Annotated in this window: 6 protein-coding genes; 5 read left to right on the forward strand and 1 reads right to left on the reverse strand. The window is 66.3% G+C overall.

From position 1 onward, the window contains the following. A partial coding sequence (locus tag ACK5KK_RS08255; RefSeq protein WP_416889608.1) for a ribosomal protein bL12 occupies positions 1–191 on the forward strand: 191 nt, incomplete at its 5' end. 61 nt (positions 192–252) lie between these two features. Here ACK5KK_RS08255 and ACK5KK_RS08260 read toward each other — a convergent pair. After that, positions 253–1,308, reverse strand: a complete 1,056-nt coding sequence (locus ACK5KK_RS08260; protein ID WP_416889609.1) for a LacI family DNA-binding transcriptional regulator — start codon at positions 1,306–1,308, stop codon at positions 253–255. Between the two features lie 220 nt (positions 1,309–1,528). On the opposite strand from ACK5KK_RS08260, the gene ACK5KK_RS08265 reads away from it, so the two are divergent. The 4 genes from ACK5KK_RS08265 to ACK5KK_RS08280 all read left to right on the forward strand — a co-directional run. Further along, positions 1,529–2,872, forward strand: coding sequence for an ABC transporter substrate-binding protein (locus ACK5KK_RS08265; protein WP_416889610.1), 1,344 nt, complete (start codon positions 1,529–1,531; stop codon positions 2,870–2,872). 104 nt (positions 2,873–2,976) lie between these two features. Then, positions 2,977–4,116, forward strand: a complete 1,140-nt coding sequence (locus tag ACK5KK_RS08270; protein ID WP_416889611.1) for a carbohydrate ABC transporter permease — start codon at positions 2,977–2,979, stop codon at positions 4,114–4,116. Continuing rightward, positions 4,116–5,051, forward strand: coding sequence for a carbohydrate ABC transporter permease (locus ACK5KK_RS08275; RefSeq protein WP_416889612.1), 936 nt, complete (start codon positions 4,116–4,118; stop codon positions 5,049–5,051). The genes ACK5KK_RS08270 and ACK5KK_RS08275 overlap by 1 nt, the downstream gene beginning before the upstream one ends. Positions 5,052–5,307: 256 nt before the next feature. Continuing rightward, positions 5,308–7,912, forward strand: a 2,605-nt coding sequence (locus ACK5KK_RS08280; RefSeq protein WP_416889613.1) for a DUF6923 family protein, incomplete at its 3' end; no start/stop codon positions are given.

Genomic DNA, 7,912 nt, shown 5'->3' on the forward strand with positions numbered 1-7,912 from the left:
TCGAGGCCGCCGGCGACAAGAAGATCCAGGTCATCAAGGTCGTCCGCGAGCTCACCTCGCTCGGCCTGGGCGAGGCCAAGGCCGTCGTCGACGGAGCCCCCAAGGCCGTCCTGGAGGGCGCGAACAAGGAGACCGCCGACAAGGCGAAGGCCGCGCTCGAAGAGGCCGGTGCTTCGGTGACCCTGAAGTAACCGCATCCCTTTCGCACACACAGGCCCCCGCGGCGCGCACCTCGCGCCGCGGGGGCCTGTGTCATTCGCTCGCGTGCAGCGACCGCTCGGGGACGGCACCGGCCGGGTCCGGCGCCGAGGGCGGAGCCGCCGTGGATCCGCGCACGACCATGCGGGCGGGCATCCGGATCCGCTCCGGCTCGCGCGTGGGATCCTCGAGGTGTTTCACCAGAAGTTCGACGGCGGCGAAGCCTTGCTCACGAGGATTCTGGCGGAGAGTGGTCAACCCGAACATCTCGGCGTACTCGTGGTCGTCGAACCCGACGATCGACAACCGCGCGGGAACGGCGATCCCGAGTTGGCGCGCTGCCACGATCGCTCCGATCGCAACCTCGTCGCAGACAGCGACGAGCCCGGTCACGCGGGCGGATGATTCGGTGAGCAGATCGACGGATGCCTCGTAACCCCCCGGGATGGAAGCGACGCAGCGAACGTGCCGGATGGCGTCGGAGACGCCGGCCTCCGTCATCGCGGCCTCGTACCCGGCGAGGCGTCGGCGCTCCACACGAGCCCAGTGTTCGCCCGGAGTCCCGCCGAGGAAGGCGATCTGCGTGTGTCCCAGCGTGAGCAGGTGATCCGTCGCGCGGCGAGCGGCGGCGTCGTCGTCGATCTCGACCAGACTCGACGGGCTGTCGGGGCCGACGACGGTGACGACGGGGCGTCCGATCGACAGGAGACGGTCGATCTCGTCGTGTCGCGGTTCCACCCCGACGGCGATCAGTCCGTCGAACCGTTTGCGGGCGAGGAAGTCATCGAAGATCCGCTCGCGGCCCGGGCTGCCCGGACGTGCGTCATACAGGGTGAGGTCCAGTCCCCGATCCAGAAGGGCGCGCTGAATGCCCTCCAGCACCTCGGCGAAGAACCAGCGGTTCACGTAGGGCATGACGACGCCGATGTTCTGGGTGCGCCCGGTCGCCAGGCTCACGGCACTCGTCGACGGGACGTAGCCCAGTTCGTCGGCGGCGGCCAGCACCCGGGCCCGCGTCGTGGTGGACACGTAGCCGGCGCCGGACAGTGCGCGACTCGCGGTGGCCTTCGAGACTCCCGCGGCGCGCGCGACGTCTGAGATTCCAACCATGAGACCCTCTCGATTCGGAAGTGACACGTCGAATTCTGAAACCGGTTCCATCATTGCAGAAATCGACCTCATCCCCGATATATCGATGTTATCTGGTTGTGACATGGCGGGATATTGTGTGATTCTACGTGCTCCACTACTGTTACCTGGAATCGGTTCCCTATGAACCGATCTGCGTTCACAGCACGCATACCCGAATTTCTCATTGAGGAGGAATCACATGGTGAGGTCTCACCGACGTTGGATTGCACCCATCGCCATCGTCTCGGCGGCAGGACTTGCGTTCACCGGATGTAGTGGCGGACCCGGATCGGGCGGTTCCGACGGGTCCACCGGCAGCACCGGGAACGCGGCCGGCTCGGTCGTCACGGTGTATGGAACGATCGCCGACACCGAGGCTGAGCTGCTCGAGCAGTCGTGGGCCGAGTGGGAGCAATCCAGCGGCATCGACATCCAGTACGAGGCCTCGAAGGAATTCGAGGCGCAGATCGCCGTTCGCGCCCAGGGCGGCAATGCGCCCGACATCGCGATCTTCCCACAGCCGGGCCTCATGGCCGACATGGCCTCGCGCGGGTTCCTCGTCGAAGCCCCCGACGCGGTCGCCAGCAACGTCGCCGAAGGCTGGTCCGAGGACTGGGCCGGCTACGGCACGGTCGACGGCACACTCTACGGCGCCCCGTTGATGGCGAGCGTCAAGGGGTGGATCTGGTACTCGCCGTCGTACTTCGCCGACAACGGTTACGAGGTTCCCACTGACTGGCAGGGTCTGCTCGATCTGACCGCACAGATCCAGGCCGACACCGACAAGGCCCCGTGGTGCATCGGCTTCGGATCGGACGCAGCGACCGGATGGCCGGGCACTGACTGGATCGAAGACATCGTGCTGCGCCAGTCGGGCCCCGAGGTCTACGACCAGTGGGTCGCCAACGAGGTGCCGTTCACCGATCCGAAGATCGCCTCGGCCTTCGACGAGTTCGGCAAGATCGCGCTCAACCCCGACTACGACAACGCGGGCTTCGGCGACGTCGCCTCGATCGTGACGACGCCGTTCGGCGACCCGGCGGCCGCCCTGGTCAGCGGAGACTGTGCGCTGCACCACCAAGCGTCGTTCTACGACGGCTTCGTCACCGACGCCGGTGGCACGGTGGCCGCAGACGGCGACATCTGGGCCTTCCTGACACCGCCGTTCACCGGTGGCTCCAGCGACAGCGGCGCGGTGGTGACCGGCGGCGGCGAGATCGTCGCGGCCTTCAACGACAACGAGGCGACGCAGAAGGTACAGGAGTACCTCTCCAGCGCCGACTGGGCCAACAGCCGTGTGTCGCTCGGCGGCGTCATCAGCGCGAACAAGGGCCTCGACCCCACCAACGCGTCAAGCGCGATTCTGCAGGAGGCCATCAGCATCCTGCAGGCGGAGGACACCACGTTCCGCTTCGACGGCTCCGACCTGATGCCGTCGGCCGTGGGTGCGGGAACGTTCTGGAAGGGCATGGTCGACTGGGTCAACGGTACGTCGACAGACGCCGTGCTCGGGCAGATCGAGGCCGGTTGGCCGTCGTCCTAGCCTGACTCCGACCCCGCGGGGCCGCCCGGAAGGGCGGCCCCGCGGTGACCGGCGGCGTACCTGACGCCGCCGCGAGTTCATCGTCGCACTCGAAAGGTGTGTCAGTGTCCGTTCAAGATTTCTTCCGTTGGCTGTCCACGCTCAACCCGTGGTTGGAGATCGTCGTCATCGTCGCCGCGTTCGTCGTGGTGGTCGGCCTCATCCTCTTCTTCATCGAGATCGCGCCGCGCCGCGGCACGGTGTACACCGTCATCCGCCTGATCGCCTGCATCGTCGGGCCGGCGCTGGTGTTGTTCCTCTTCCAGTCCTGGATGGAAGCGGTCGCCGCCGCAGCCGTACTCGGTCTGCTGTTCTTCTTCCTCGATCGGCGCGCCAAAGACGGCGCCGGGTCGTTGTTCCAGCTGGTCGGCTTCCTCGCCCCCGCGATCGTGCTCCTCGCGGTCGGGCTCGTGGTGCCCACGATCCAGACCATCGGTCAGGCGTTCATGAACTCTCGCGGCACGGAATTCGTCGCATTCGAGAACTTCGTGTGGATCTTCACGCAGCCGCAGAACGTGCGCGTCATCCTCAACACCGTGCTGTGGGTGCTCATCGCGCCCGTCGTCTCGACGGTGGCCGGACTCGCGTACGCCTACTTCATCGACAAGACCCGGGGGGAGAAGTACTACAAGATCCTCGTGTTCATGCCGATGGCGATCTCGTTCGTGGGGGCGTCGATCATCTGGCGGTTCATGTACACCGCACGCCCCGAGGACGTCGGCCAGATCGGGTTCCTCAACCAGGTGATCGTGTGGTTCGGCGGCGAACCCTACAACTTCCTCGCCGACGACCCCTGGAACAGCCTGTGGCTCATCGTCGTGTTCATCTGGATCCAGACAGGTTTCGCGATGGTCGTGCTGTCGGCAGCCATCAAGGGAGTGCCGACCGAGCAACTGGAGGCCGCGGAACTGGACGGAACCAACGGGTGGCAGAAGTTCATCAACGTCGTCGTGCCCGGCATCCGGCCGGCACTGATCGTCGTGCTCACCACGATCTCGATCGCCTCGCTGAAGGTGTTCGACATCGTGCGCACCATGACCGCCGGAGCCAACAACACCTCGGTGCTGGCCAACGAGATGTACACCCAGTTCCGTAGTTTCGAAGCGGGGAGATCTGCGGCGTTCGCGCTCATCCTGTTCGTCTTGGTGATGCCGATCGTGATCTACAACGCCGTGCAGTTGAAGAAGCAGAGGGAGATCCGCTGATGGCCACCGCGACCCTCGTCACACAGAAGACCCGGCGCCGGCAGGGCGCCGACCTGTCCGGCACGAAGAAGCGGCTCAGCTCCCGCTGGGCGACTGCGGCGGCGTTGATCATCGCCGCGGTGTGGACCGTGCCGACGTTCGGGCTCTTCCTCACCTCGTTCCGGCCCCCCGAGCTGATTGCGACCACCGGCTGGTGGACGGTCTTCACCAACTGGGGCTTCACGCTCGACAATTACGCCACTGCCCTGCAGACCGGCAACAGCCAGCTCGACATGGCCGGTGCCTTCGTGAACTCGTTCGCGATCACGATCCCCGCCGTCGTGCTGCCGATCTGCATCGCCATGCTGGCGGCGTACGCGTTCGCGTGGATCGATTTCCGTGGCAAGAACATCCTGTTCGTCGGGGTGTTCGCGTTGCAGATCGTGCCGATCCAGATGGCGCTCATCCCGTTGCTGCAACTGTTCGCCCAGGGGACAGTCTTCGGGTTCCCGATCATCGAGGCCTTCGGGTCGGCAGGGTACGCGCAGGTGTGGATCGCCCACACGATCTTCGGTCTGCCGCTGGTGATCTACCTGCTGCACAACTTCGTGTCGGAGATTCCGCGCGACGTGATCGAGGCGGCGCGGGTGGACGGTGCCGGTCACGGTCAGATCTTCTTCCGGATCATCCTGCCGCTGACCGCCCCGGCGATCGCGTCGGTCGCGATCTTCCAGTTCCTCTGGGTATGGAACGACCTGCTCGTCGCGTTGATCTTCGCCGACGGCAACGTCGCCCCGATCACCAAGCTCCTGGCCGAGATGACCGGAAGCCGCGGTCAGGACTGGTACCTGCTGACGGCCGGCGCGTTCATCGCGCTGATCGTGCCGCTCATCGTGTTCTTGTCGCTGCAGCGGTTCTTCGTCCGCGGTCTGCTGGCGGGTGCGACGAAGGGGTAGGGGTGCCGCGTCGATTACCGCCGTCGGGCCGGGGACGTTACGATCCCCGGCCCGACGGTTGTCGGTATTAATTTATAAAATGTTTATAAATTAACCCCTTGTAAATCCACCGATTCGGATATACACTTTTCTCAACGACAGGTTATGCACCCCCCGGAGCATGACGACCGCGTCTTCGACACAACCCGCCCCACGGATACTGTGACGAACCCGCGGCACTGCGCGTTGTTCGACCCTGGATGAGTTTGGGGGAGTCGTGCGCACGAAGGCACAGCGGAGCCGACGGAGTTCCCTCCGTAGCGGTGTCTCCACGCTGCTCGCCGGGGTGATGCTCGCCGCTGTGGCCGTCGCGGGCGGCTTGGTCACGACCGGTGACACCGCGGCGGCCGCGCCGATCGACACGGGGCAGCCCACCTGGCAGTGCACGCCGAACACCGCGGTTCTCGTGCGCGGTTCGAATCCGCCGGCCAATCAGGGCATCCCCGCGACCATCAACTATGCAGGCGCTCCGTTCACCTTCAACGATCTGACCGGACCGGTGGGGTTTCCCTACAACGCGATCGGTTGGGACATCGAGTCGCGTTACATCTTCGGGTTGGGCAACGTCAATGACAACGGAACGCCCGCGCCCCACGCGAACCACCTCGTGCAGCTCGCAGCGAACGGCACGGTGGTCGACCTGGGCATCCCGATCGAGGTCGGCACCGGAACCCCGCTGACCGCCGAGCTGAACGCCGTCGGAACCGTCTTGCGCTGGACGATCGGCGCGATGGACGACAGCGGAAACCTGTACGCGACCAACGGCGCGGCCGACAACCTCTACAAGATCGATGTCTCGGCCGGTACGTACACGAAGGTCCCGTTCATCTTCCCGGTCGGAATGGGGGGGATCGGAGTGGAGGACTGGGGATTCAACCCCATCAACGGGCTGCTCTACGGAATGGTCGACGGTGCGTCGCCCGCCCTCATCAACGTCGATGCGACGACCGGTCAGGTCACCAGGATCCCGCAGTCACCCGCCGTCACTGGCGGCGTGTTCGGCGCGACGTGGTTCTCGCCGAGCGGAATACTCTACGGCTACCAGAACGCCACCGGCAGGCTGTACCGGGTCACCGACCTGACCTCGACCGGACACTACGAACTCGTCTCCAGCGGCAACCCGACCGCGGGGTTCTTCGACGGCGCCGCCTGCGGGTTCGGGGCAGCGCTGCACAAGGACGTGCACACCGCCGCCACCGACCCCGACGGCAAACCATACAGCGAACGCGGCGAGGTCGTGACCTACGACTTCGAGATCACGTGGAACGGCGACGTGCACGCGGGAGTGAACGTCGCCGATACCTTCGCCCTTCCCGGTACCTTCGTCGCCGGTTCGGTGAAGGTGAACGGCGCCGCTGTCGCCGACAACGCCGTGCTTGGCGGAACCGCATCGGACGTGATCGGTGACCTCGCCGGCGAATACGCGGGCACCAACCAGATCGCGTTCTGGGGGATGACCGTCCCGCGAGGAGTCACGACCATCTCGATCGACGTGGCGATCGACCCGGCCGCGCCGCACGGCGACTACGTCAACCAGGCGACGCTGAGCGGATTGCCGACCGGATTCGCTGATGTGCCCTCCGACTACCCCGACACCCCGCTGCCGGGTGACCCGACCCCATTGCGCATCCGCCCCCTCACAGTGGTCACGATCGGCAAGGTCGTGCTCGACGAACAGGGACTGAACCCACAACCGGGCACCGGCTGGACGGTGGAAGCAGCGGCGGTGCAGGCGGACGGCACGACGCCGGACACCACCATGGCCGGCTCGCCGATCGGCTCGCAACTGACGACGCAGCTCCAGCCCGGTGACCCGGCGACGGCCACGTGGACCTTCCGCTACCTGTACGCCAACGCGGCCAGTTCGTTCCGCCTGCGCGTGGCAGAGACGATGCAGACCGGGTACGAGTTCGTTTCCGGCTCATGCGTGATCACGCCCCCCAGCGGTCCACCGACGACGGTGGCGGTGACCTCCGTCTCACAGGTGATCAGCCCCGCGATCCTCGGCGACGAGAACGTGGCGTGCACCTTCACCAACAAACAGACGTCGGGGACGATCACCTGGACCAAGGTCGACGACCAGACGCCGGCGAACCCGCTGTCCGGCTCCGAGTGGACCCTCACCGGACCGGCGGGCGCAGGCAGCGCCGTCGTCGCGGTCGCCGACTGCACGTCGGCGCCGTGCGCCGGCCCCGACGTCGACCCGGTCGCGGGGGCGTTCCGGATCGACGGGCTGGCCTGGGGCGAGTATGAACTCGTCGAAACCGCCGCGCCGGCCGGGTACCACCCGGACGCCACGGTACGGGCACTGACGGTCGACGCCTCGCACCTCACCGTCGATGCCGGTGCGATCGTCAACACCCCCGTCTCCGGTTCGGTGAGGTGGCAGAAAGTCGACGGCGCCGGGAACGACCTCGCCCTGTCCCAGTGGCAGATCTCCGGAACCGCCACGATCGGTGGGGCAGCCGTCAGTGTCGACGTCACCGACAACACAGGGCAGGCGGGGTACACCGGAGTGGACACCGACATCCGTCCGGGATGGTTCGCCGTCGAGTCGGTCGGTGCCGGTACCTACTCTCTGGCCGAGACCGCCGCGCCGCCCGGATACCTGCTGGTCACCGGCACCCACGCCTTCACGATCAGTGCCGGCGCGCCGAACCACGTCTTCACGCTTCCGTTCGTCAACCAGCCCCGCGCCGCACCCACGCTGCCGCTGACCGGAGGCGTCGGCCGGGACTTCTACCTGATGCTCGGCGGGGGTGCCATCGTCGTCGGCATCGTGGCCTCTTTCTTCCTGTCGCTGCACGGACGCCGCCGATGCC

It is taken from the genome of Microbacterium sp., assembly GCF_047972865.1.
Lineage (GTDB): Bacteria > Actinomycetota > Actinomycetes > Actinomycetales > Microbacteriaceae > Microbacterium.

What these genes read in the sequence shown, in the direction of transcription:
- ACK5KK_RS08275 (WP_416889612.1), top strand. Translation starts at nt 4,116, where the DNA reads ATGGCCACCGCGACCCTCGTCACACAGAAGACCCGGCGCCGGCAGGGC.
- ACK5KK_RS08260 (WP_416889609.1), bottom strand. Translation starts at nt 1,308, where the DNA reads ATGGTTGGAATCTCAGACGTCGCGCGCGCCGCGGGAGTCTCGAAGGCC.
- ACK5KK_RS08265 (WP_416889610.1), top strand. Translation starts at nt 1,529, where the DNA reads ATGGTGAGGTCTCACCGACGTTGGATTGCACCCATCGCCATCGTCTCG.